The organism is Paenibacillus sp. 2KB_20 (genome assembly GCF_052115765.1).
GTDB lineage: Bacteria > Bacillota > Bacilli > Paenibacillales > Paenibacillaceae > Paenibacillus_AQ.
The window spans coordinates 714055-740553 of sequence record NZ_JBFRHH010000002.1; the positions used below are offsets into that span (position 1 = coordinate 714055).

Genomic DNA, 26499 nt, shown 5'->3' on the forward strand with positions numbered 1-26499 from the left:
TTCATGAATACTTTTTTAATGTTAATCCATTTGTGAATATTGTCACATAAATGCGATAACAAGTAAAGGCATAAATCATTCATATGCCATCTCACCCCTTCGCTCCTTCAGAGCAAAGTTGCTCAGTGCAACCTAAAAACAGGAAGCCCTCGGCTCCCTGTTTTATATTTCATTCTTATTCTTTTCTACCCATGAACACCGCTACGATCAGCCCCAGCAGCAAGGTTCCTATACTGGTAGCCATCATACCCGTTCCGGATGGAATACCCGGAAACACGATAACAATAGATCCTAATATCAATCCAATAATAACGGCATACGTCATATGTGGGAAACGGTCCAGCAGGTACCGAATCAACCGGCTGCTAACCACGAAGCCAATCACCACTCCCGCCCCAATAACAGCTATAATCCCTAAATTTAATGAGGATAGAGCTGAAATAGCAGTAGAATACACACCCAGAAGGAGAAGTACAAACGACCCGCTAATGCCAGGCAGCAGCATCGCCATGCTGGCCAACCAGCCGGATAAGAACAGTCCGATCCCGTTGGACCAGGTCAGGACGGTTATCGGATCGGATGTGGCATCCGTTCTGAGAAAGGCCGTCGAAGCCAATAAACCGGCTGCCACAATCAACACGACCACATGCACGGCTTTGAATTTGGTTCTCGCCTCCGCTTTACGCAGAATAAGAGGCAACACCCCTAAAATCAATCCTGTAAAGAAAAACTGGGTAGGCTCATAATAGCTTGCCAGCAGGTATTCAATCACGCGGCTCAGCAACAATAGAGCTGCTCCAATTCCAACGCCAAGTGGAATCAAAAAGCCCAGCTGCTTCTTCCATTCCCTGCTGAAAAATCCACTGATAGCCGCCAGCAAACGATCATAGATACCCAGCACGACAGCAATAGTGCCGCCGCTTATACCTGGAATTAGGTCACTGACTCCCATCAGCACACCCCGATAAAGGTTCTTCCATTCCATCAAAATCATAATCCTCCTACCTTACAAAGTGAATCTTATCGTGATAGCCCTGCGAAGGAGGTTTTACTTGTTCTTGGCATGCAATACCAAATTCCCTACTCCACCAATCGCAAACAACAGTGAAACGATCCCAAATCCCCATTGCCAAGAGCTTCGATCCGTAATGAAAACGACCACCAAGAACGCTATCGCAGCCAAAAAATTAAGCAGCGCAACGATCAAAAATTCCTTTTTCTTCATTGTTCATCCTCTACATTCCTACAGAATCAAATCTATCCAGTCTACAACCCACTGTGGTGATCATATCATATTTTGCCGATGAAGTATGATCTAACTTACGGTACAAAAGTAACCGTCTGCTCCGTCCACGCCGCACCATCAAATGCCTTGGCCACTCCAAGTTCATCAATCTTCGCCTTCAGCACATATTTCCACTTCACCGAAGCCGACCATGCCTGTTCGAACAGAAACGGTCGCAATCGAATCTCATGCTCGCTTGCCCAGGCCGCTATGACCCTTTCCCCATCGATCGACATATCGAAGCCCTCTTTGAACCAAGGATGCTCCTGATCCTTGGAAACACCAGGTGCATTCATGTTTACATAGAGCGAGATATCATCGCACAGCTGCAGCAGGCCAAACTGTCTGTTAACGACATCTTCATCGGGAAATTGAAACTGATCACTTAGTCGTTTTTGCCGAGCCAACTCCTCATGGTAGAATTCCACCAGCGGCGCTTCCGTCGCCTCTTTCATAAATGACGCAAAATGAAGGCTGCAGAGATACCCTGCATAAGGACTCATCGCTTCGATCTCATCAACACCCTTTGTATACATTAGCATTTTCGGCAGGACCGGATAATCGATAAAAGTGTATGGAGTCCGGCTCTCGTCATTCCAGATCGGCGTGTCATCCATCCGAAGCCAAGCGCGGTCATGCTCGGTTATAGCCAGCAGTACTTCTTTCAATACAGACTCATCCATAAACAGCTCTCGCCGGAAGCCCCGGGCTACATCGCCCGAGAATCGGCCATGGTCGTCCTGGGCCGTCATCACAAAAGCATCCTCTGTCTCGCGAATGATCATAATATCGTCTCCCCTTTATTCATCCCTCACCCCAGATAAGCTCTTCGCTTCATTACGGCAATGATGTCTCTGGACTGGCCTTGATGCACGCTCGTATCAAAGCACGAGATCAATTCCCAGCCGTCAATTCCGTAACTGTTTAATAAATCCTCAAATTCCTCTTCGTTAACTTTGCCTCCAAGGAATCCTCCGGTTTTGTATTTCAGCGTTTTATATTCCCATTGATCCATATTCGGCATCCTCCATCATCCCATTGAATTTTTGACCACAAACTTCAAGATTTTCTGTAGATAAAATCAGTTCGTATCGCCAACATAGCAAACTACGGGGTGTGCAGCCTTATCCTGAAGTGGCTTGACCAGGGATCGAGGGTATACTCGAATCTCATCCAATGCGGACAGATCGATCCATTCCACACCCACCTGGTATTCATCCGGGTTATGGCCAAGAAAGCTATCCCCTGCATCCGCCAAGCTGCACTCAAAATAAAACTCCACTTGGTGCACATCGGAATCCCATTCCGCAAATTCATGATTGGACCCTATGTATTCACGGACATGCAGGAGATCACGAACTTCCACCTTACGCCCGATTTCCTCCTGGCACTCTCTGATCACCGCCTGCACCAAGGTTTCCCCCTTTTCTTGTCCACCGCCAGGGAACAGATAGAAATCCCCCAAATGGTCTACGTTTTTCGTTAGAAGAATTTGATGATTCCGCATAATAACGGCCTTGGCCGAGTTTCGTATCGGTTTCATGAGCTGTCTCCTTATCGTATCGGTTTCTAGTTCTATTTTCTATTGTAGCAAATATAAATCCTCCATAGGTCAACCTGCAATCCGCTATGATACATGAATATAACAAGCCGGTGTCCAATGAGCATGCTCAAAGAATACCGGCTGTTATTGCACATCGTGAATAAGTCTGCTTAGCTCCCGAAGCAGCTAGCGCCTATATGAGCCTCTTGCCCGCTTCTTTCGAACAACGGCCGCCACCCACACAACGATTAGCAGGATCAGCCCCGCCGCAATCCAATTCTTGATGACTTCCCACGGAACACGGGATCCGCCATACTCACCCTCATAACGAGCCATGACATAACCTTCCTGCGTCTCAACCGCGATGGCGGATTCAGGAGCGATTCCTTGGATGGCATAGTATTTCGTTCCCTTTGGGTAAATATTAGAGAAGTTGCCGCCGTAGGTCCCTTCCTGATCCGTATGGAAGGTGACCTTCCCCACCACGTCTCCAAGCGTGGACTCATCCACACGGTCCTCTGACACGACAAAAACCTTCCCATCATTGACGACAAATGAGTATGCCCAGGAAGCAACCGCAGCGGGCGATAAACCCATCACCAGCAATAGCAACGTTAACAGGGGTATTTGCATAAGCCGACCCGCACGATGAATATCGACCATGGTTCACCCCACAATTCAGAGTCATTATTCTGAAGAACCGGATGGCTATTTCACCTGTTTGCTTCTGCCATCCACGATCAGCTCGATGCCCGGCTCGTTGGTTCCCCCCGACATACTGTAGGAAGAGTCAGGCTGTTCCAAGAAACCCTCAAAGGTTTCGCTAATCTGTATCCGACCTTGTGGCCGAACCGTAACCACCTTAGACTCGAAATCAACCATCCTCCCGCCAATATCAACGCTTAACGGCCGTACCATAACCTGTTGCTCGGTGCCATAGCTGTAAATATGAAGCTGGCAGTGCGCCCGAATAGCATCGTTCTCTGTGCGATAATCACACTTGCTATCTTTCTTGGAGTACGACACGGTGGATATTCCGCTCGAATTGTAATTTACCACATACATAACAAACTCTGATAGGAATGGAAAAATAACGATCCATGCGATACAGCCGATCAATAATCGACTCATAATCTTCGGATAATGTGGACGATAAATCCGTGCCACCCATAGGATGCCAGCTACCAACAAAATAAGGCCTGCTAGAACAGGCAGATGAAGACCATAATTACCTTCCTGAGTCCATGGTGAGATCCCTGCCCAGCGGAACAGATCATCTCCGAATGAATAGCCCAGATGTTGGTTGGAAATAAACAGCAACCCTACGATGATTGCGGAAATGGAGAGGATTTTGCCTTTCAGTTGTATCTCCCCCTCGACGAACCCGTTTTCCACATTATAACAAATAATAAACCCTGTGGTAACCAACATTAATCAGTCTTATTTAATGGTTTATTCTCTACGATAGCCAGCCTCGTTCCGCTCTTGGCCTCATGCAGCAGCTTCCGGTCACGATGGATGAGACATAACAGCACATGGATAAACACAACGCCATCCAGAAGCAATACTCCCAGAGCATACATGGCAGCTAGGATTTGCGAACCCAAAATATTAACGGGAATAAGCAAGGCATGAAATCCACCCCATACCACATACAGCAGTCCGTTACGGATGATCACTTCCTTCAACTTCAGATGTTCCTCTGCTCCACGGATCTGGACCCGGACAATCCACTTGCCCAGCGTCTGTCCCTGCATCATATACGGCAGCACGATATGATATAAAATCACGACAATAAAATACGCACCCTTCACATTCAGCAACGTCAACACGCCAATCATCGGCAGCACGACCCCTGCATCAATACCGAAAGCGATCGCCCGGCGCGTATAACTGACCCGTTTCTGCGATAGATCCACCTTCTCATCCAGCCGATCGAGGCGAGGCAGGTGATTTTTCATCCAATCCGCGAGCACGAATCCGATCATTCCACCCATGGTATTCAACAGCAGATCATCCACATCAAACAACCGGTAAGGGTGATCATAGATGCCGTAAATACCGGTCACCTGGGTCACCTCAAAGAACAGCGATAATCCGAATGAGGCCACCAAACACGTAACCCAAGATGCCCGAGCATAATAACGCAGGAACATGCCGAACGGAACCACGAGAAATACGTTAAATACGACCTGCAAGAAGGCTCTTTCCTTGAATAGATGCATGTAAGTCGAAGGCTCGCCCCATACCACCTTGGTCTCCTTCAATATGTCTTGGATAAAGTTCAGAGGAATCCACTGCATGACCGAGGCGACATTCATTGGAGCATTATGCCGCGAGGCAGGCAAAGGAAGGAGCACCAGATACACTGCGTTCATCATGTAGAGCAGAAATAAATACAGCAGAAATCCCCGGAATTTATTAAAATAACCATATTTGCGATACTGCACAATCAGAAAGGGAACTGCGCACAGCAAAGCCGCTATGGGAAAGGTTAAAAATGCATAAGATATTGGAAACAGGTAGGCTTCCAGCATGCTTTCGTTCACTCCCTCTGTGATGTTCTACTTATAGGTTACAGGATCAAGTTTAAACGACGGGGATTCCTTCGTTTAAAATGCGTTTAAAAAAGGCACCCCCGCGTCATAATCGGCCCTGCTGTTAACCTGGCGGTTATAGCTATACTCCAAAACCGAATAACCCACACCAACAGTGTGGGCAGGATCACCATATGCAAAAAAAAGCATTTGATGCAATATCATTGGAGTAATGTGGTCGTCATACCCGCCTTACGCGTAAGTGATGATGGGAGAGTCGGCCCCTGTCCTGCTTCCATGAAGTCCCGCTATTCCTTCCGCTTACGGACCACTTTTCCAAAGCCGATCTTCCGGGGAAGCTCCAGCGTAAACTCTTCACGGTGCCCGTTCCACTCAATCTTTAGGGTTAGAACCTTGTTTGGGTTCATCATATCGAGCAGATGCTCAAAATCCAGCTTCCCCTTGGTTTCCTTCATGGCAGCATGATCGATCCCCACTACAATTCTGCCCTCCATGGAGTGGCCCGTCATATCTTCTAGCCGATAGTCTACCTTGCCATGGTCGAGGAGTTCCTTTCCTAAGTACTGCAGCTTCAACTTTCCGCCAAGCGAATCCTGAAACACGGTAAACTTCGTATTGACCTTATCCTGATGGGTAATAGCATAAGTCGCTTTCCACTTCTCACCCTTGCCTATAAAGGTCATGGTTTTATTTCGATTCACGGGGACACCCTCCTCACGCAGAACAACCGGTTATCTCGATTCGGCTTATATAAATGATAACGAGTAAAAGAATGAAATGGTTGTTCAATTTTTCAAATAATCGATAATCTCAAGCAAATCGGTAATCTCCCCATCCTTGGCGAAGTCCTGATCATAATAGGGATCCCGCTTCCAGATGCCCTTCATGCCGATACGCCGGCTTGCGGTTACGTCATTGTCCGGATGGTCTCCAACATAGATCGATTCTTCGGCCTTTGATTCAAGCCGATGTAATGTATGGAGAAAAATCCTAGGATCCGGCTTACGTAAACCTTCCCACTCCGAAATCGCGATAATATCAAAATAAGGCTCAATGCCAAGTCCCCTGATATTGCTGTATTGAAAATCGCCGTACCCATTGGAGATCAGTCCGAGCTTTATCCCTTTACTCCTCAAGTAAGCTAACATTTCATGCAAATGGGGGAAACCGACGCAATGTTGTTGAAACCCCGATATGTAATCCCGCAGCAGAGCTTCCCAACCCACGGGGAGCGCAAACTCCTTGGTTAGCTGCCGATACACCTGATCCTTCCATACATAACCTCTACGATCAAGCTCGACAAACCGTCTCACGTATTCATCTCTGCCCACAACTAAACCTCCATGGAGCGCTAGACGATCATACTGATCTTGAACGAAATGTACCAATGACGTGTCGCGGTCAAGCAGCGTCCCGTCCAAATCAAAAACAACGGTGGTAATCATCGCGTCACTCCCTCCTTTCTATGAATTTCGAATCCAAGGAAAGGATCCAAGCGATATGCAGCTGCAAGTCTAGGCGGAATATCCCAGTCTCGCATCCGGTTATTTACCCTACGCTCTCCGGTATACCCGTTCCGGCCTGCCTACCGTGCCATATGAAATATCCGCTATCAGCACGCCTTTCTCTACGAAGTACTCCAGGTACCTTCTAGCAGTAGTACGGCTAAAGCCGCCGCGCTTACCCAACTCCTCCGCGGTCCACACATCCTCCGACTCTTCGATGTAGGACAGGATCTTCTCGCTTGTCAGCTTATCGATGCCTTTCGGAAAATACGCTTCCCTCTCCATCCGTTCACCGGCACGCCATAACAGCTGGTCGATGCCCTGTTGATCGATCTGCTTATTTGCTCCGCCGAGCTGCTTCATCTGCTCGTAATATTTCCGGTAGGCTTTCAGCTTCTCCTGGAAACGGTCGAAGACCACCGGCTTGATCATAAAATCGTACACTCCGCCGCGAATCGCCTCCCGCACCGTATCGAATTCCTTGGCTGCCGTTATGATAATAACATCGGTATTCGGGTATCCCCGCTGTATATACTGCAGCAGATCCAATCCCGACATATCGGGAAAATACAAATCCAGCAGCACCAGATCAGGCGCCAGAATATCCAGCTGCTCATGCGCCTGGACCCGATCCGTTGCAATGCCGACGACCTCAAAGCCCTCTACCTTCTCTACGAACCGTTGATTAATGCTGGCAATGCGCACATCATCTTCAATGATTACGACCCGAATCATGGATATTCCCCCCTGTTTTTGGAATCTTGACCGTAAACACCGCACCGCCCACAGGCGAGTTATGGCACGCAATCGTACCGTGTAATTGCTGTATTGCCCCGTTGACGATCGATAGGCCAAATCCTCGATTGCGTTCCCCCTTGGTGGAATAGCCCCGCTCAAACAGACGATCCGTTCCAGCCTCGGCAATACCGGACCCGCTGTCGGATACTTCGATCATTAATTGATTGCCCTTGTCATGTAACTTTACGCTTGCCCATCTGTTCTCCGGTTTGGATCCCAATGCCGCCTCCATGGCGTTGTCGATCAAATTTCCAATAATGGCAACTAGCTGGTTTCGGCTAATATGACCGGGAATGTCTTTAAAGGAACTGCTCCGGTCAATCTCAACCTTCACCTTTAACTCGCTTCCGCGATTAAACTTTCCAATGAGAATGCCGCCAATGATCGGATCGGGAATTTCCTGCAGCAGGAATTGTATCAGGTTCTGATGCACATCCGTCTCATGCGTAATCAGATCCATTGCCTCCTGATACGATTCCAGCTGAATCAGTCCGTAAATCGTATACAGCTTATTGGAATATTCATGCGTCTGCGCGCGCAGCGCTTCCGTATACCTCTTCACCTGCGTAAGCTCTTCGGTCAGGCGCAGCAGCTCGGATTTGTTCCGAAAACTGGAGACCGCCCCCACAATCCGATGCTCATGATCATAGATAGGCAGCCGGTTGACCACAACCGCGTGATCGTTAATGACCATCTCTTGATCCTTCTCTGCTACCCCGGACTGCATCACCTCCAGCAGCCTGGTGCCCGGGATGACATCCTGAACATACTGCCCGGTGATAACCCTACGCTCCTTTGGATCGATCAGCATCATGGCTGTATGATTGGCCAAGGTTACGATGCCCTCTCGATTGACGGCGATAATGCCTTCATGAATCGTTTCCAGAATCGCGCGTTTCTCTTGATACAATAAACCGATTTCCTTGGGCTCCAGCCCGTGAATGGATCGCTTGACGCTGGACGATATCCATATAGCGCCGCCGCATCCCAGGATTAACGAAATTCCTGCAAAGAACAGGACACGATTTCGGTACGATTGTGCTGATATCTCGATATCTTTCATTAGAATGCCAACCGATACGATACCAATAATTTCGTTCTTATCATTGTAGATCGGCGTCTTCCCCCGGAGCGAGGGTCCCATGGAGCCAATCGCCTTCGATATGATGCTCATGCCCTTCAATACCGGGCCGTTGTCGCCACCGACCATCTCTTTGCCGATCCGATCGGCGAGAGGATGCGCATACCGAATTCCTTCACGGTTACCGATGACGATATATTCCGCATCCGTCTCCAACCGAATTTCCTCTACCACAGGCTGAATGATGGCTGACGGGTTCTCTTCCTCGAACGCATTCTGAATAACGTCCATTTCCGCCACGGCCTTCGCCAGCTTTAATGCCGAAGCGCCGATACTCTTCTCCAGCGTTGTGATGAGCAACCGCTCAAAACTGAAGGTGAGGGCGACAATGACGGCGAACAACAGGGTGCCTATAAGCAGAATCAATCTCGTCTGTAAACGCATTCATATTCCTCCATACACATTGTCGCCATAAGCGCAGCTCTGATTTTCCTATTGTATTCTAGATCACACATGTGACAATAGTCTCTGGAAAAAATCGGTCGTAAATTTTATGAACAAAATTAGCGAAATGATGTTTTTTCAACTTATGTCGCAATTCTGTTCAAGCCAGACGCTCGATGATAATATGAAGGAACTTCAATTAGGTAAGCGCTTACAAGTATTGCGAACTCTCGCACAACGATAAGGAGGAACTTATCCATGCTTAAACGAAACAGCATAAAAATCATAACCGCTGCACTTGTCCTGGCCATGAGCCTGACAGCCTGCAACAGCACCGGAAGCAGCGCCGGCGAATATCCGAAAAAACCATTTATCGTGACCGCGCCTTCTGGCGCCGGCGGTGGATGGGACAAAACCGCACGTTCCCTCACCAAAGTACTTACGGAAACAAAGCTCATCGAACAAACGATGACGGTTGAGAACAAGCCCGGCGGCGGCGGGACCGTGTTTCTCGCAGAATACGTGGCAAAAGACAACAAAGATCCCTACAAGCTGTTCGTCAGCTCTCCGCCAATCCTCATCAACAACTTGAAAAAAGAAGGGAACAGTCCGTTCGGCTACAAGGACGTGACGCCGCTCGCCCAGATGACCAAAGACTTCGGAGCGATTGCCGTACCGGCAAACTCCAAATTTACCGACCTGCAATCGCTGGTCGACGCGATCAAAGCCGATCCGACTTCCGTCACACTTGCGGGTGGTTCCGCTCCGGGCTCGATGGACCACTTGATCAGCGTTCTGCCTGCATTCAAATCCGGTGTGGATCCGAGAACCGTGAAGTATTTATCCTATGATGGCGGCGGCGAGGCCATCGCGGCCCTCCTCGGCAACAATGCAGACGCGATCGGCACGGACATTTCTTCGCTCGGGAGCTACCTGAAAGCAGGCAAGATCAAAATCCTGGCCGTTACCTCAAGCGAACGCTTGGGCGGAGACTTTGCAGATGTGCCGACTCTGAAGGAGCTGGGTCTGGATGCCGAATTCACCATCTGGCGTGGTGTATTCGGTCCGAAGGAACTGTCGGAAGAGGAGCTGGCCTTCTGGGACAAAACGCTGAAGGGGCTCTCCGAGAACGAAGTGTGGCAAAAAGAGCTGGTTGCCAACGACTGGGCAAGCGAATACCGAAACGCCGCTGACTTCAAGGCATTCCTTGAAGAACAGGAGCAAGACGTGCAGGAGCTGCTCACAGCGCTAGGCATGCAGAAGTAAGCCTTGGAATTTGAGGGAGCAGTGCAGCTCCCCTCTCCCTTTTCATCCTTGAGGAGGTGTCAACCTTGAACAGAACGTTTGACCGCTATGCCAGCATCGTATTTCTGCTCCTTGGCATCGGCTTTATGTGGCAAAGTGCCAAGATCAGCTCTTCCGCATACGGGAGCACCGTCGGACCAAACATATTCCCGTTCGGTCTTGGGTTAGCGCTTGTGCTACTGAGCATTCGTTTGTTTTATGAAGCCCTGAAAGCCAAGCCGACGGAGAACCATGTGGAGAGGCTGGACTATAAACGCTTCTTCATGATTTTTGCGGCAGCCTTTCTCTATGCCTATTTCCTGGAATTCATCGGATATATCATCGGCACCTTCCTGTTCCTCCTGTTTGCGTTTCAGACGCTGGAACGAGGCAAATGGCTGAAATCCATTCTAATCTCCGCACTGTTCTCCGGCGGCGTGTACGTCATCTTTGTTGTCTTGCTGGAAGGCTCCATGCCGGGCTTCCCGTCTTGGCTATCATGAGCATGGGAGGGAATCTACTATGAACATTCTGGATTATTTGGCGGATGGCTTTATGACCGCCTTGCAGTGGCATAATCTGCTCTTCGCCTTTATAGGCGTGCTGATCGGCACTTCGGTCGGCGTACTGCCCGGCATCGGTCCGATGAGCGGCGTCGCGCTTCTGATTCCCGTCACCGCCTCCATGACTAGCGGCTTGCCGGCGGAAGCGGCAGCAACCAGTTCAATCATTCTGCTTGCAGGCGTCTATTATGGAGCCATGTATGGCGGATCTACAACTTCGATCCTGCTCAATACGCCCGGAGAGTCCTCGTCTGTCGTGACGACGCTGGACGGCTACCAGATGGCAAAGCAAGGCAGAGCAGGCCCGGCCTTGTCCATCGCAGCGATCGGCTCTTTCGCAGCCGGGCTCTTCGCGCTTGTGGCATTGATCGCGCTGGCGGAGCCTTTATCCAATGTAGCGATTAAATTCGGCCCGGCCGATTATTTCTCGCTCATGCTGCTGGGACTCTGTGCAGTAAGCGGGCTTGCAGGCAAATCGATCACCAAGGCACTCATCATGACCGTATTCGGTCTGCTGCTCGCTACCATCGGCATGGATACCGTATCCGGCGTTGCCCGGTTCACCTTTGATATCCCTATCCTGTACTCCGGACTGGAATTTCTAACGATCGCCGTCGGTTTGTTTGCCCTTGGCGAAGTGTTTAAATCCATCTTGGAGAGAGACTACGCAGCAAGTCCAACTTCCAAGATCGGTCGCATCCTGCCGACACGTAAAGACCTGAAGGATAGCGCGGGACCGATTGCCCGAGGCTCGATCCTCGGCTTCTTTATCGGTATTCTGCCGGGCGCCGGCGCAACGCTTGCTTCCTTCTTCAGTTATATCGTTGAGAAAAAGGTCAGCAAGCATCCAGAATCCTTCGGCAAAGGCAACATCGCTGGCGTTGCTGCCCCCGAGTCGGCTAACAACGCGGCTTCCGGAGGCGCCATGATCCCGTTGCTGACGCTGGGTATTCCCGGTTCCGGGACAACTGCCATCCTGATGGGGGCGCTCATCATGTACAACATCCAGCCAGGCCCGCTGCTGTTCGAGGAGCATCCTCAAGTTGCGTGGGGACTGATTGCGAGTATGCTCATCGGCAACCTGCTTCTGCTCGTACTGAACATGCCGCTGGTCAAAGTATTTGCCAAGGTCATCCAGACCCCGGCCAAATATCTCATTCCAATCATCATTGCCATCTCCATCTTCGGCGTTTACGCCGTGCAAGCGCAGATCTTCGACCTGGTCCTGCTGCTCATCTGCGGCATTGCCGGCTTCCTGCTGGCCCGCAATGACTTTCCGCTCGCGCCACTGGTGCTCGGACTCGTGCTGGGTCCCATGATCGAGAACAATATGCGCCGGGCGCTGACCACGTCCAACGGCGACTTTATGATCTTCCTGCAGAAGCCGATGTCACTGGCATTTCTCATCATCGCCCTGCTCTGGATTGTCGTTCCGATTCTGCTCAAGCGAAGAGGCAAGGAAGTTGTCGTGAACGAAGAAGGCTAACCATCATACGTATATCGATAGCTCAAGGAGGCAGTCATGAATACCAGCAAACTAGGCGGGAAAAGTGTCATCGCTAGAATTGAAATGAATACGGAAGAAGCCAGCTTCGGTCAAGTAACGGCCGCCATCTTTGAGGCTGGCGGCGACATCGTGGCCATTGACGTCATTCAGACGAGCAAGCATACCACGATTCGCGACGTCACCATCACGGTGATCGACACTATCGACATCGACATTATTGCCGAGCGCATTCGCAGCATGTCCGGCGTTCAGCTGCTGCATCTATCTGATCGCACCTTCCTGCTGCATCTTGGAGGAAAGATTGAAACCAAGCTGAAAGCGCCGATCCAGAACCGCGACGACCTCTCCCGCGTGTATACGCCAGATGTTGCTCGCGTATGCATGGCGATCCACGAAGAACCGCGTAAAGCCTTTACGCTCACCGTCAAACGTAACACCGTGGCCGTTATCTCCGATGGCAGCGCCGTCCTGGGACTTGGCAATATCGGCCCTTATGCGGCCATGCCGGTGATGGAAGGCAAGTCGATGCTCTTCAAGCAGCTAGCGGACGTAGACTCCTTCCCGATCTGCCTGGATACGCAGGATACCGAAGGCATCATTACGGCGATCAAAGCGATCGCTCCCGCGTTTGGCGGTATCAATCTGGAGGATATCTCCTCGCCGCGATGCTTTGAGATTGAGCAGCGCCTGCGCGAGGAATTGGACATTCCGGTGTTCCATGACGACCAGCACGGAACAGCCGTCGTGCTGTATGCAGCCTTGATCAATGCGCTGAAGGTCGTAGGTAAATCGGTGGAAAATCTGAAGGTTGTCGTCTGCGGCATTGGCGCCGCGGGCGTTGCCTGCAGCAAAATCCTGATGTCGGCTGGCGTGAAGAACATCATCGGCGTCGATCGCCTCGGCTCGCTGACCGCCGATCAGACGTATGACCATCCCATGTGGCAATGGTACGCCAGCAACACCAACCCCGAACGGCGTTCCGGATCACTTCAAGACGTCATCCATGGCGCCGACGTGTTTATTGGTTTGTCTGCCGGCGGAATCCTGAAGAGAGAGGATGTTCAGGCGATGGCAGAGCGTCCTATCGTCTTCGCGATGGCCAATCCGATCCCGGAGATTCTGCCGGAGGAGGCCGAGGATATCGCGGGCGTCATTGCAACGGGAAGATCGGATTATCCGAACCAGATTAACAACGTGTTATGTTTTCCCGGTATTTTCCGCGGCGCCCTGGACTGCAGAGCCTCCGCCATCAATGAGGAGATGAAACTCGCCGCAGCCGAAGCGATCGCTTCGACGGTCACGGACAAGGAACGGAGCCGGCATTACATCATCCCGAGCGTATTCAACCAGCAAGTCGTCAACGGCATCCGGGACCTTGTCATCCAGGCAGCCATCCGAACCGGGGTCGCGCGCCGTATTCCAAGGGAATACCGCTAACGATGACGATTACGATTCCATGAAACGGGGAGGGTTCAGGAATGGGGAGCAGCATACGAGCCATCGTGGACATTAATATGAGGGCGAATGATTTCTCATCAAGCATCGTACTCGTCCTTGGGCCGGATCAATATATCGACGCAAAAAGCATACTGGGTCTAAGCATGACACTGTACCGCAACCAAACATACCTTCTCTACGTTTATGGTCCGGACCAAATGGAGGCGAAAGCTGCCATGCGGGAAGTATTCGCCAAGCACCATCTGCAGCTGCAGCTGAAAGAGGCTCCCTAAGCAACCGAAATCGAGCTTAGGCCGTACGATATGAGTCCGAAGAAAAAGAGCAGGAGTGCACGGTCCTAACAGGAACCGTACTCTCTTGCTCTTTGCATGTTCGCTCGGCTATGGCTTACTCACCGAGGATTGCAACAATCAAACTGACAGATTCAGCGCGGGTAGCATGAGCCTGTGGAGCGAACACCCCCTGGCCTCTGCCTTGGATCAGTTTCGCTTCAACAGCTGCTGCTACGTAAGGCTGAGCCCACGCAGGGATTTGATCTGCATCGGCAAAGGAAATTTTCGCTTGAGGGTCTAATGGAAGCTTCTTTGCTCTGGCGATCATGACAGTCATCTCCAGCCGGGTCAGCTCTTGGGCCGGCCTGAAGGTCTGATCCTCATAACCATTCATGATTCCGGCTTTAACAACCCCTGTAACAAATGCTTTCGCCCAAGCAGGAATCCCGTCTGCATCTTCGAAGCTTATTGTCCCCTGCTGGCCCTGGCCCAATCCCAGCGCCCTTCCTAACAACACTGCAAACTCGGCACGTGTAATCTTGGCGTTGGGACGGAAGGTATGATCTTTATATCCCTGTACCCAACCAAGCTCAACGGCCTTCTCAATCGCCTTTGAAGCCCAGTGTTTATCAATATCCTGAAGATGCACCTCCAGCTTCGGAGGGCTCGGTTTCTCAACCTCTCCCTTATCATCTTCTTCGGCTTCCTTGGACTCCTCCTCCGGGTTCCCGGTCTTCGGAACGGTTGGGGATGGGGTGATTGACGATGTCCCTCCATCCGATGAACCGCCGCCAGGCTCCGTTACGAGTGCGGCTGTTCTGACGGTAATACTTGGCCCGTCATGGCTCCACTTATCCTTACTGCCTGCTTCAACCTTGAAGCTGTATATGCTGTCAGGACTTAGCCCTGTGACATGATAACGGTATACTGACCCGGTTACATTGGCTAATTCGACCCCATTCCGAGAAATTGTATAGCCTTCAACTTGATCTGCCTGAACCTCACCTGACCAATGAAGATGAATACTGGTGGCAGAGACATTTTCCGCTGTGAGAATGCCTCCTAACCAAGAAGGGACTTTACTTCCTGGAATCATGCTCCCTTTAAACTCTGCAAGGGCCCCGTCTATGGCGCTGATGGCCGCCTGGACGTCCGCTTGCGTCACATCCTCATTCATCATCACGTCTTCTGCCGCCTGAATCGCATGATGGAACCGCAGCATGGCCTCCGGCGGATATTGTCCAGGCTCCACTCCCTCCACAGCCTCGGCGTACACCGATTTGGCCACGGTAATCGCTTCGTTTAAACGACTTTTATCCACTGGAGCTCCCGGGTCCACGATCACTAAGGACTGGAATGCTGCCACAGCCGCTTGAAGTACAGTGACGGCAGCGTCGATTTCATCCTGCAGCGCATTTGCTTGGTTAAGCACTGCCTTAGCAGCTTCGATGGCATCGAATAACTGGAGTTTCGAACCTGCTGGATATTGTCCGGGCTCAGTTCCTTCCACGGCCGGATCATATACGCTTTGGGCGACGGTAATCGCCTGGTTCAAGGCAGCTCTATCCACTGTCTGATGTACGGACAGCGTGAGTTTCTCAGCCGGTTTCGTCACCTTGTCATCCGTCGAAGCATACTTGATATTGTCAAAGGCAAAGGTACGGCCGTTCGCGCTGTCCCACAGGAAGCCAAGCACAATCCGGTCGAAATGGGTGATCACGTTTGTCGTTTTCACCAGATGACCATCGATGTACATGTTTAATTCGGTTCCCGAGGTATAGTCCCATTTCAGTTCATGCCAGCCTTTACTACGCTTAATGCTCGTTTTTTCCCAAGCCGTTGAAACACCGCTTGCCCTCACGGAATAATAGTCCTGGGAACCATAGTTCGGGTTCCCATCATACAGCACGCCCATACCGGCAAGCAGCTGGCTTCTTGCGTTTCCGACATGGGCAACAACTCGGGTATTCCCCGATTTGGAACCATCGTCATACAACATCATGGTAACAATGCCTTGCTGCGGTGATCCGAACAGCTTCTGTATCGCATTGCTGCCATTCCCTTTTACAAATAAGGCGCTTCGTTCTCCTTGATACGCTACTTGATCAGAGATGACCCCTGTCTCAATTGGCGTTCCGGTCTCCGACACGAAGTCTCCCCAGCCCGCTTCAAAACTCTGTGAATACTGAATGTCGCTGTATTCTTCGACATCAGCCGTGACTTCTATCGCATCCATACCGGAGACATCACCATTTGCCGTTAGAATTCCGGTTTCCTGATCCACGGTGACCCGATCCTGGTCCGTCCTGAATTGAACTTTGTAATAAGGCGCATGTTTCAGAGTAATGCCTTCCTCTGTCACGCCGTCGACTCGAAGCTGTACGGAAGGATGAGACTCCGATATCTCCGCTTGATCTGCCCCGACTTGATACGACTTCAGCATGGATGGGGGATGAACCGTAACCTGCGTCTCCGCATAAATGGCAGTATTGAACGTGCTTTCGGCCCTGATGCTCGCTTTCCCCGGGCTCAGTGGAGTGATGAAACCCTTCGCATCTACTGCCGCGACTCGCGGATTGCTGCTGGACCACTTTATCCCCTTGAACCATGCGTCCTTGGGTGTGAATTCAACTGCTAACGTTTGGCCCGCCTGCTGGGCATACAAGTCCAGCTTGTCCTGATTCAGTTTCATCGCCATGGGCAGTACTTCAGGTACCCGATTAGCTGGTGCATCACCCGAATATTCATGCGCACCGATATCCGCTTTACCGTCAGTCAGGGGATTATCGTAAAAGTCTTTATCTGCCTTGCCCCATACCGAAGGGGTGTGTACGCTCACATCCAGTCCTGCATTAATGGCAGGCGAATCCGATAACAGCTTATAACCATTTAGCTTCTCCGCATCGAAGAGGCTCGCATCTGCCTGAATGATATCTTTCGGTTCTTCACCCGGTCTGGCGAGCTTCGGGCTTTCAAAGATATTGTCCTCTACGACTGCACCCGGGAATGCAGTACCCTTAATCCCCGTTCCCGGATAGAAAATATTGTTCTTGATCTCCCCGCCGGAGAAGGAGGTGGCACCCATAGGCGTATCTGCCTTGGAATAGAAGATGTTGTTATAGAGCCGTGCATACTTGACCGAAGTGTTAAAGATTTTGGTGGAGATATTCTCGTCTGTAAAAAATGTATTGTTATGAATCAGAGGTGCATACTGTGCCTGTGTCGGCAAATAATGCAGCAGATATCTGCCGTCTCCGTCATTAACGCTGATATTGTACCGGGCCACGGAATTCGTTGAACCGTCCATAAAGAGCATAAAGCCCCCGCGATTGCTGTGACTGTAGTTGTACTGGTATAGCGCTCCTTCCGAGAACATGTCCACGTCAAAGGCCTGGCCGTCGTTATACCCGTACACCCCGCCGTACACTTCGTTATACTGCATGACCATATCCTTGACAGCGATGACCCAAAGTCCCGCGTAGTTGACATTCCCCACGTCTTTGGCTGAGTGTTTGACTACGGTGTTATATTCCATTCGGCCATTCTCGCCGACGTTGCTCATCACAAAGCCATCGCCCTGGACTTCTTCTACATAATTGTTTCTGAAAATAATATCTTTGAAGACTCTTGGGAAATTGGCTTTAATATCGCCTTCTTTATAAAGTCCGGCGTTACGTATCCCTTCAATATCCACCCGCTTCACGATGTTGCCCTCAACGAGAACGTCCGTAATATTACCGAGAATCAGGATTCCGCCACTTCCGATTTTCCAGCCCTTTGGATTGCCGTTCACGTCATGAATATAATTATTCTTGACGACAATCCCCATGTGAGGATTCGCTTCCCATTCCGATACCGTGGTAGAGGCTGTGCGGATATTGATGCCCGCTCGTTGCGAGATGATATCCGGATGGTAGTTGGTCAGCTCAAAATTGGAGAACTCCAGATAGCTGCCGTCCACTACATCGATGGTGGCCGACATCGTCTTATCCGTAACGCCCTTGTAGTTCTCTATAATCACAGATCTCTCGGTGGTGGTTGTGCCATTCCCGTTAATAACCGGTCGGCCAAGTCCCTTAATATTGCCATAACTGCTGAATACGATCGGTGCATCCGCCGTACCGGATATTCCCCGAAGCTTGAGTGATCCATTCCACACATCTCCGGCTTTAAATAAAATTCGATCACCGGGCGCATAGCTCATGTTATTCACTTTCTCGAGCGTTCTCCAGGACTGGCTCTCTGACTTTCCATCATTGGCATCATCCCCGTCCGCGCTGACATAGTAGACCGTTCCCGATGCAGCCCGGGCAGAAGCCGCTGCCTCCAAGGATTCAGCCGCACTTACCCGATTCCCGTGCAGATCGGGAATTCCCAGGGAAACCGCCAATATCATGCTAAGACAAACGGTGAGCAACCTTCGCTTGCTGTTTCTTTTCCCATGATTCATTACATCATCCTCCTGACACAATCTTTTGGTTATCAGAATTAGAACGAAATCGACCTCAGCACCTCCTCGTTGATCCGAATGTTAGCATTGTGCAACTTCTGACTTACCTGCTGTTCCAGCTGCTTCTGAATGTATAGTTGAACCAGGGAAGCTTTAACCTGCTCATACGGCGCATAGCCTTTATCCCTGGTATCGAGAAGCCTGAACATCATAGAGCCTTCCGCATCTTGTTGAATAGCGGTAAACTCACCCGGCTGAGTAGACGTCAGCACATCGTGTAGATAACGCGCTGCATCATCGTCTTTGGATTTGGTGTCTATATCCAGCGTGTCTTTCTGCACCTCAACGCCTGAGGGGCTCAACCTTGCGATAGCTTCCTCGACACTAAACTTCTCAGAGAGTACAAGCTCCTGAAGGGTATTTAGGGTACGGGAGGACTCCGTGCCTGAGGCCGTTACTTTTTCATAAACGAACGCATACCCCAGATGAAAATATTCGGGTTTGACCTCTTCATAAAGGGCCTTCAGCTCCTTATCGCCAAGCGAATTCCTTGTTTGCTTAACCAATGTATCGATTAATCTTTGATAATTCATGCTCTGCGTATAGGAGTAAAACGAATCGGCACCATACTGCTGAGGACCATATATCGGCTGCCCTTGCCGAATTTTCTGTTGCCTGGTTTCATTCTCCGCTGCCAGATCCCTTAAGAAGGACGCATAGGATACATCCTGGATGATCCCGTGCTGCTTCATCAGGCTCTGTTCGGTTTTTATGCGTGTTACATCCTGCACCGTTTTTTGCCTGGCATAATCAAGCGGTGTTTCTCCCTTATAAGCAGAAGTCCAAAAGTCTTCACTATAATCGGCATTGTGTTTCTGCTTGAAGTAGCTAGTAGTCCATGCTTTATTTTGCCGTAAAAAAAATTGGAACTCCTGAACCGTAACGGGCTCATCATCAATGGTGAGAACGACTTCATCCGCTGAAGCCCGCATCTCCATGTTCAGGACAACGGCAATAATCGCGGTTGCCACAACAAGGCTAAACAATAGGAGTATTAACGTGCGGGCTATAGGCCTTTTCCCAAACATAATCTCCCTCCGTTCTTTTGCAAGCACTTACATTTTAGATCAACCTTATTATAGGAAAGTTAAAAAACAGTTATAATGAACAAATTTGACGGATGCCACACGATTTTTACCTCTTTGATTCCGCTGCCTCGTACCGTTCGTCAGATACACAAAAAACCTCTGCCAGCAGATCGCCGACAGAGGTCTATACCCGTTACATATTTCGCTTTAAGATTCGTACCAATAGCCTTTAATTCCTTGTTCAAGCCGGACCAGCGCCTCCAAATAAAAATAATCTCCCCAGATCATATAATCATCCGGTGCCCGGTCCCCCCTGACATGATAGGATCCGTGCTTCAACAGCCCCTCCGCATCGGGCAGGTCCATCGTTGAATAATGCTCCACCAATGCGCTCATGCTGCGGTTCAAGGCACTCTCGAACAGCATCCTGTCCGGATCACGGTCCTCCATAAGTTCCAGAAGTTCTAGCAATCCGCACGCTGCGATAGCCGATGCGGAGCTGTCGCGCGGTGTGTCCTCATCAATTGGCACATCGAAGTCCCAATAGACAACCCCATCCTCAGCCATGCGTTCGATAAAATATCGGGCAAGACGCTTGGCCGTATCCAAAAATGCCTCATGCTTCGTATATCTGTAAGCCAGTGCAAAACCGTATATCCCCCAAGCCTGACCCCGTGTCCAGGTCGATCCGTCTTGGTACCCTTGATGGGTACCGCCCCGAAGCGCATTTCCATTGTTAACATCAAAATAGAACGTATGGTAGGAGGACCCGTCCCCACGCACCAGAAATTTCTGGCTCTGCAAGGCATGCTTCATGGCAACATCATAATACTTTGTTTCCCCTGTCTGCTCATGAGCCCAAAATAATAGCGGGAGATTCAGCAGACAATCGATGATGATCCGTCCCCCGTTCTCCGGATCATTCGCTGCCCCCCATGCCTGTATGATTTCCATTTGGGGGCGCCACCGTGCCAGCAAGGTGTCCGCCGCCTGGAGTGCCGTCATACGAGCAGTTTCGCTCTCCGTTACACGCCACTGCGCTACCGCAGACAGTGAATATAGAAAGCCGATGTCATGATGATCCAATGCCACGTGCCGATCCAGCCGATCTTTGAAATTGGTCAAATAAGACTCGGCCGCCTCCTTATAGTAGGGATCGTGCCCATACTCGTATGCAAGCCACATCATCCCTACATAGAATCCTTCGATCCAGTCATTATTATCGCCCCACTCGTATCGCTGGCCCTCGATAATATGCGGCAATTTCCCCGGATGCTTCCTAATGTTTTGCTTGATTTTCTGAATGGCATCCTCAATTGCACCCTTCCACATGTTCATCCTCCCCTTGCTCCTGTTCTTGTGCTATATGTCCAAACGAAAAAGGACGCTTCCGTTCTGGGCATCCGTAACCACGATGTTTCCTTCGAGTGTGTACTCTACAATCGGAGGGAGGTCGTAGCGCCTCCGATTCTCCTCGCGGTTTGAAGCTCCGTATACGGCTGATATCAAAACATGTTCGCCCGGCTCCAGCTGGACGGTTAGCGTTGGAATCATTGTTCTTGGCTTAAGCAGGTTGGTATTGGCTTCCGGGTAAACCATGACCGCACCGCCGTATCCTTGCACATTGACGATTCCACTGATTCCGCCCGGCATCATCGCAGCCACCCGCTCAGGTTCCGCTTTGACCCCTTCGGTCTCGCTGAGGGCAAAATTCGTCATCCTTCCCACGGCAAATCCGCCCTCAGCCGCAGTCAGACAGCGGCTGGAACGAATATGGTGAATCCGTACATGCCACAGTCCGGCAGGAACCAGCCATGTCCGCACTTCGACATCATGCCAAGGAAGCCATCTGGAGTAAACATGCTGTTCTTCGATGCGGAACTCCTCGCAAAAGCGGCGTACACGATAATGCTCATCGCATTCGCTTAGAGCAAGCATCGAATCGTAAGCCCCCTGTCCGAGGCCATAATACCCTTTGGGAACACTGAAACCAAATCGCGTAGAATAGGCGAATTTTGCATATTTGGCTGCACTGTGCGCCATATCAAAGTTAGCCATCTGACCGGAAGCCAGGGCTGTTATATGTCCATCATCCTCCGGTTTGCAAATCAACATTCTGGCATGAGGCTGGGCTGACACTGATTTCAAGCTTGGCAGGGGTTCCTCTTCCACCATCCAGAACGGATGATCATCCGGCAAATCCAATATGAGAAATGACTTAAACGCCCAGTATGGTGATCCCGGCGCATTGTAGCTCTCCCCCATGATCAAATTGGGGTACGCGTATCCGATACTTAGCAAGCCATCTGACGTAAAGATAGGCTGGGCGAACCACCACCGCAAATGCCTCATAATGATTCCTTTGATTACGCCAAGGGAGAAGGGCTCCACGCCAGCGTATACGAGCGCGCACCAGAAGGAGACCTGCGCGAAGCGATAGGTTTGGCTTCGACCAAAGGGCAGACTGCTTCCATCCTCGGCGAACCAATAAATGAATTGCTCGGCAAACGCCTTCGCCCGCTCCCTATAAATCCGTGCACGCTCAGGATCATCCTGCTCCATCAGCTTCGCGTAGATCAGCGTATAGAAGTGCATCCCAAACGGAATATAATAATCCCGCTGATCTGTCTTGCCGTCCGAATACCATCCATCGCCTAAATAGTAAGTATCGATCATATCGAGATACTCATCCATAATGGCTTGATTGTAAGGCATGCCCACCTTCTTGAAGCCCATATTTACAAGCACCGTAAACATCAGCCAATTGTTCGGATTGGAATGATCCACGAGATTGATCTGATTGAGCCACCGGTACAGCTGCTGCTTCTCCTGATCCTGCAATGGCTCCCACAGCTTATGTGGAGCAAGCGCCAGTCCAAATCCGAATACCGCCTGCTCGACCATACGCTGATCCTGTGTCGTAAACTCTCCCCAATATTCGGCATGCTTTGGGTCCGTACCATTCACGATGCCTTTCAGATACAGGGGCCATAAATCCGATTCGCCGCCTCCACTGGCATGAGGAATTAATCCCCATAAGGGTCTGGCAAAAGCCTCCATAAGTGCAATGGCGTCATTATATAGGGCTGCTGTAGATCCAAGCGTTAGTCCAGCATATCCCGACGTGAATCGCTGCTTCAAAGGCTCCAGCGTGTCCAAGACGGCCTTCTGCAGATCAGCTTTGGTGCGAAGTGGAAGGCCTTGTAGCGATCCTTGTATCTGTTCCATGATCTCACTCTCCTCCTATCGATTATTAACTCCAAGACGTAAACTCGCTCGGCGTCATGCCAAGTTCCCGTTTGAACAATTTGATAAAATAGCTCTTGTTGGCATAACCCAGATAGTCCGATATCTCCTCGACAGTCTTATTAGACTGTTGAAGCAGCTGCTTCGCCTTCTGGAGTTTGACCATATTGACATATTCGATAAAATTCTGGTTCGTTTCACGTTTAAACAAGCGGCTGAAATAGCTTGAGTTCAAATTTAAATAACCCGCCATCTCTTCAAGCGTCAATTTCTCGGTCACGTGCTGAATCACATATTTCTGTGCCTGGATGATCTCAGAACGCTTAGAGCGGATGGATAATACGCTTAATCTGCGGGAGAGCTCCGTCAGATATGCCATGATCCAGCTCCGCAGATGCTCCATGGAATGAATATCGTTGATCGCGTCATACAGCTTCTCTTCGGTTATGCTGTCCTGAACCTGTAATGTCACTTTCGTTTTCATCTGTAAATCCATGAGCAGCTGCAGCACCCATTCTTTCACATCTGCAGGAGGGAACCGGTTTGTCTCCACCCATGCCGCCCATTCCTTTACAATCTCCTCTACGTGCTCAGGCCGATTCAAGGCCAGCATGTCATTGATCCGCGAGAAGAATACGGCATACTCTCCATACATATCTCCGCTGGTGAAGGACACCTTCTCGTACCGGCAGATGCTGGATTCCTCCAGATAGAAGCGATGGCTCCATTCCTTGAGCATGGGCATTAATATAAGCCGAAGCTCTTCAGGTGCTGCGGCTTCCCGTCCCAATAAGCAGGTAACTGATATTTTCAAATATTGTTTCATGGCCGTTATCGCCCGCTGCAGAGAATAGTAGAGTATCTGCTGTTCCTTAACAGGGTCCTCGCAACAGATGAAAACAACCAGTTCTTTGTTGCTGTAATGGAAAATAACGCTGCGGTGCATTGAATCGAGCACTTCCTGCAGCACATTTTCGACCGCGAATGCAATCGTATAATCGTTCATTTTGCGGGTCTTTGAAATTTCGGGCATGCGGTCGATAGAGACAACGAAAGGCAAGTAATATCTGGCCTGAAGGTCGACACCATTTAACCGGGCATGCTTAATCCATGCCTCCTTCGTCCAGGATAACTGGTACAGGGTATCCTTCAGCAATTGATCTTTTAGCGCGGACCGATTGAGCGATTCCTTCTGCATATACATCATCACTTCTGCCGCTTTATGCTTCTCCTTGCTCAGATCAACGGCGATGTTATGCAGCAGCTGCTGCAGCTGCTCTACATCCAAACTCTCTTTTAGAATATAATCACTCACTTTCAGCTTCATAGCTTGTTGCGCATACTGGAACTCGTTATGACAGGACAAAATGACAGCTCGAAACAAGGGATTCACTGAGTTGAACTTTTCAAGCATCTCCAGGCCATTCATCTTGGGCATTCCGATATCCGTAATAATAATGTCAGGCTGCTTAAGCTGTGCATCCTCCCAAGCCTCCAAGCCGTTCGAGTAACAACCGATCAATTCAACACCCAGCACTCTCCACGCAATGCTTTGTGACAAATAGCGTACAACAGGATAATCATCGTCCACCAGAATCGCTGTCAACACCATGCTCACCTCTCTCCACCTCGAATGGAAACTTTAACGTGATGTTTGTTCCAATGTCCTGCTCACTGTGAATCTCCAGTTGGGCGTTCGTTCCGTAGATCAGACGAAGGCGCTGAAATACATTCTTGACACCAATGCCGGAAAATCCCTTTTTGGCAGGTGCTGCTGCTCCCTGAACCGAGTCCACATTGGCACGCAGCTCTTGAAGCGCAGCCTCACTCATACCGATCCCGTTGTCACGGACCGTGATGCTGATGTCGTTAGCTCCTTTTTCAGTGATATGGACCGCCTCAATGAAGATGACCCCGGCAAACTGCTCATAGCCATGAATAATAGCGTTTTCAATTATTGGTTGAATCATGAAGCGCGGAACTAACGCTTGCTCGCAGCCTGCCTCGTAATTCACCTCTAGTCTCACCTGGTTGGCATGCCGGAAATTCATGAGACGGATATAGTGATGAACCGTCTGCACCTCTTCATGAAGTGGAATAAATTCGTTATCGCGGTTAATCGTCATGCGCAGCAGGGAAGACAAGGAAGCAATCAATTCGGCGTTCTCTTTATCCCCTTCGATCAGTATGTTAAGCCGGATGGAATTCAGAAGATTGAACATAAAGTGCGGGTTGATCTGAGCCTGCAGCATCTCCAGCTCGGCCTTTCGCTTCTTGGCCTGTTCCACGGTAATTTGCTCAATATTGGATTCGATCCTGTCCAGCATATGATCAATCGTCCGTGCAAGCTGAGTCACCTCATTGTTGCCGCGTATCCCCGAGCGGATATCCAGCTGTCCCCGGCCAATGCGGGTTATGAAGCCGCTCAGTTCCCTCATCGGCTTCGTAAAGGCCGAAATCAACACCATCAAAAGGATACAGAATAAGGTAAAGAAAAGCACCTGCAGCCCAAAACTGATTAATAAAATCTGTTTATACTTGGAGACGGCCGATGATAATGGGATTAAGCTGACCAGATTCCAAGTATTCGGGCGAATGGACTGCTCGGCGTATACATATTCCCGGCCGTCCATTTCAATCGTTCTTGCACGTTCATCCTGATTCCACCAGGTCATTCTGCTTCCGATTAGGGACGGATCGGAGTGAGAGATGACCACGCCCTCCTCATCCAACAGCATCATGTCCTGGTCTGAATTAGAGCCGCTCTGAAGATGGTTGCGGATTTTACGTTCATTCACGCTGATGATGACATAACCGATGATGCTGTTGGAGGAGGTTCTTATCGGTCGCCCGATCGTAACCAGATAAGAACCATCCTTGTCGGCAGTATGAAAATAATTGTCCTGCAATCCCACCCAATAGGTTGAGAACGAGGGAATTTGGTTTAGCTCCGCAAACCACGGCTGCTTGTATAAGATGGCCGGATTAAAGTCGTTGTGAGAATAATTGGTATATGTAAAATCGTTCTTTCCAAGGATGGTGACATAATAATCGTCATGCTGTCTAAAGAGCTCATCGAGCAGCCGGATCAAGCGGCTGTAGTGTACAAGGATCTCATTCTTGTATTCCTGCGTGCCCTGCTTCTGCCTGGACATAATTTGCTGTCTGATCTCCGAGTTCGTCAGCACTATGTTGGACAGCTCCAATGTTTGATCCAGAACGCTATTCACATCGGATTGAACCGCTTTTAGTGCATCCTCAGAGCTCACAATGGCCCTATCCAGCAGAAGATCCTTGGTTAAATAATTGGTAACCCAATATATTCCGCCCAGGGGAAGCAGAAAACATAGCAGTGCTGACCAGATTAATTTTTTTCGCAATGAAAATTTGGGAATCATCACAGATGCAGTCCTCAAA

At 50.0% G+C, this 26499-nt stretch carries 23 protein-coding genes; 5 read left to right on the forward strand and 18 right to left on the reverse strand.

The features are described from left to right. Positions 1–175: 175 nt before the first annotated feature. The 12 genes from AB4124_RS08915 to AB4124_RS08970 all read right to left on the reverse strand — a co-directional run bounded on the left by AB4124_RS08915 (position 176) and on the right by AB4124_RS08970 (position 9214). Entirely contained in the window at positions 176–985 is an 810-nt protein-coding gene (locus AB4124_RS08915) for a DUF368 domain-containing protein (protein WP_076326167.1), read from the reverse strand. 63 nt (positions 986–1048) lie between these two features. Next, complete coding sequence (locus AB4124_RS08920) at positions 1049–1225, reverse strand: hypothetical protein (protein WP_009595674.1); 177 nt, start codon at positions 1223–1225, stop codon at positions 1049–1051. A 95-nt stretch (positions 1226–1320) separates the two neighbouring features. Beyond that, entirely contained in the window at positions 1321–2070 is a 750-nt protein-coding gene (locus AB4124_RS08925; RefSeq protein ID WP_076326166.1) for a DUF3891 family protein, read from the reverse strand. A 26-nt stretch (positions 2071–2096) separates the two neighbouring features. After that, a complete protein-coding gene (locus AB4124_RS08930; RefSeq protein ID WP_006207549.1) occupies positions 2097–2300 on the reverse strand; it encodes a DUF4177 domain-containing protein in 204 nt (67 codons plus the stop codon). Between the two features lie 66 nt (positions 2301–2366). After that, positions 2367–2828: an NUDIX domain-containing protein gene (locus AB4124_RS08935; RefSeq protein WP_076326164.1), complete on the reverse strand. Its 462-nt coding sequence runs from the start codon at positions 2826–2828 to the stop codon at positions 2367–2369. Between the two features lie 186 nt (positions 2829–3014). Beyond that, on the reverse strand, positions 3015–3491 hold the full coding sequence (locus AB4124_RS08940) for a hypothetical protein (protein ID WP_441972430.1): 477 nt from the start codon (positions 3489–3491) through the stop codon (positions 3015–3017). A 45-nt stretch (positions 3492–3536) separates the two neighbouring features. Continuing rightward, positions 3537–4259, reverse strand: coding sequence for a hypothetical protein (locus tag AB4124_RS08945; protein ID WP_430109903.1), 723 nt, complete (start codon positions 4257–4259; stop codon positions 3537–3539). Further along, a complete protein-coding gene (locus AB4124_RS08950; RefSeq protein ID WP_441972431.1) occupies positions 4259–5365 on the reverse strand; it encodes a VanZ family protein in 1107 nt (368 codons plus the stop codon). The genes AB4124_RS08945 and AB4124_RS08950 overlap by 1 nt, the downstream gene beginning before the upstream one ends. Before the next feature lie 308 nt (positions 5366–5673). Further along, the gene (locus AB4124_RS08955) at positions 5674–6087 is read right to left on the reverse strand and encodes a hypothetical protein (protein WP_076326161.1); all 414 of its coding nucleotides are present in this window, start codon (positions 6085–6087) and stop codon (positions 5674–5676) included. An 84-nt stretch (positions 6088–6171) separates the two neighbouring features. Further along, the gene (locus AB4124_RS08960; RefSeq protein ID WP_076326160.1) at positions 6172–6831 is read right to left on the reverse strand and encodes an HAD family hydrolase; all 660 of its coding nucleotides are present in this window, start codon (positions 6829–6831) and stop codon (positions 6172–6174) included. Positions 6832–6939: 108 nt separating this feature from the next. Next, positions 6940–7626: a response regulator gene (locus AB4124_RS08965; RefSeq protein WP_441972434.1), complete on the reverse strand. Its 687-nt coding sequence runs from the start codon at positions 7624–7626 to the stop codon at positions 6940–6942. Continuing rightward, positions 7604–9214 carry an ATP-binding protein gene (locus tag AB4124_RS08970; protein WP_441972436.1) on the reverse strand — a complete coding sequence of 537 codons (1611 nt, stop codon included), beginning with the start codon at positions 9212–9214 and terminating at the stop codon, positions 7604–7606. The genes AB4124_RS08965 and AB4124_RS08970 overlap by 23 nt, the downstream gene beginning before the upstream one ends. 258 nt (positions 9215–9472) lie before the next feature. Between AB4124_RS08970 and AB4124_RS08975 the strand changes: the two genes are divergently transcribed. The 5 genes from AB4124_RS08975 to AB4124_RS08995 all read left to right on the forward strand — a co-directional run bounded on the left by AB4124_RS08975 (position 9473) and on the right by AB4124_RS08995 (position 14298). Then, positions 9473–10480, forward strand: coding sequence for a Bug family tripartite tricarboxylate transporter substrate binding protein (locus AB4124_RS08975; RefSeq protein ID WP_441972438.1), 1008 nt, complete (start codon positions 9473–9475; stop codon positions 10478–10480). Between the two features lie 65 nt (positions 10481–10545). Continuing rightward, complete coding sequence (locus AB4124_RS08980; protein WP_441972440.1) at positions 10546–11001, forward strand: tripartite tricarboxylate transporter TctB family protein; 456 nt, start codon at positions 10546–10548, stop codon at positions 10999–11001. A 19-nt stretch (positions 11002–11020) separates the two neighbouring features. Then, positions 11021–12547, forward strand: coding sequence for a tripartite tricarboxylate transporter permease (locus tag AB4124_RS08985; protein ID WP_076326155.1), 1527 nt, complete (start codon positions 11021–11023; stop codon positions 12545–12547). Positions 12548–12583: 36 nt separating this feature from the next. Next, on the forward strand, positions 12584–14005 hold the full coding sequence (locus AB4124_RS08990) for an NAD-dependent malic enzyme (protein WP_441972442.1): 1422 nt from the start codon (positions 12584–12586) through the stop codon (positions 14003–14005). A gap of 41 nt (positions 14006–14046) precedes the next feature. Beyond that, on the forward strand, positions 14047–14298 hold the full coding sequence (locus AB4124_RS08995; protein WP_076326153.1) for an HPr family phosphocarrier protein: 252 nt from the start codon (positions 14047–14049) through the stop codon (positions 14296–14298). A gap of 115 nt (positions 14299–14413) precedes the next feature. Here AB4124_RS08995 and AB4124_RS09000 read toward each other — a convergent pair whose 3' ends face one another. The 6 genes from AB4124_RS09000 to AB4124_RS09025 all read right to left on the reverse strand — a co-directional run bounded on the left by AB4124_RS09000 (position 14414) and on the right by AB4124_RS09025 (position 26480). Then, the gene (locus tag AB4124_RS09000) at positions 14414–18748 is read right to left on the reverse strand and encodes an S-layer homology domain-containing protein (protein WP_441972444.1); all 4335 of its coding nucleotides are present in this window, start codon (positions 18746–18748) and stop codon (positions 14414–14416) included. 38 nt (positions 18749–18786) lie between these two features. Beyond that, a complete protein-coding gene (locus AB4124_RS09005; RefSeq protein ID WP_430109888.1) occupies positions 18787–19836 on the reverse strand; it encodes a hypothetical protein in 1050 nt (349 codons plus the stop codon). Between the two features lie 207 nt (positions 19837–20043). Then, entirely contained in the window at positions 20044–21168 is a 1125-nt protein-coding gene (locus AB4124_RS09010; RefSeq protein ID WP_441972510.1) for a glycoside hydrolase family 88 protein, read from the reverse strand. A gap of 30 nt (positions 21169–21198) precedes the next feature. Continuing rightward, complete coding sequence (locus AB4124_RS09015) at positions 21199–23064, reverse strand: DUF2264 domain-containing protein (RefSeq protein WP_441972445.1); 1866 nt, start codon at positions 23062–23064, stop codon at positions 21199–21201. A gap of 25 nt (positions 23065–23089) precedes the next feature. After that, the gene (locus tag AB4124_RS09020; RefSeq protein WP_441972512.1) at positions 23090–24694 is read right to left on the reverse strand and encodes a response regulator transcription factor; all 1605 of its coding nucleotides are present in this window, start codon (positions 24692–24694) and stop codon (positions 23090–23092) included. Continuing rightward, on the reverse strand, positions 24663–26480 hold the full coding sequence (locus AB4124_RS09025; RefSeq protein ID WP_441972514.1) for a sensor histidine kinase: 1818 nt from the start codon (positions 26478–26480) through the stop codon (positions 24663–24665). Before AB4124_RS09025 ends, AB4124_RS09020 begins: the two co-directional genes overlap by 32 nt. Positions 26481–26499 lie beyond the last annotated feature (19 nt).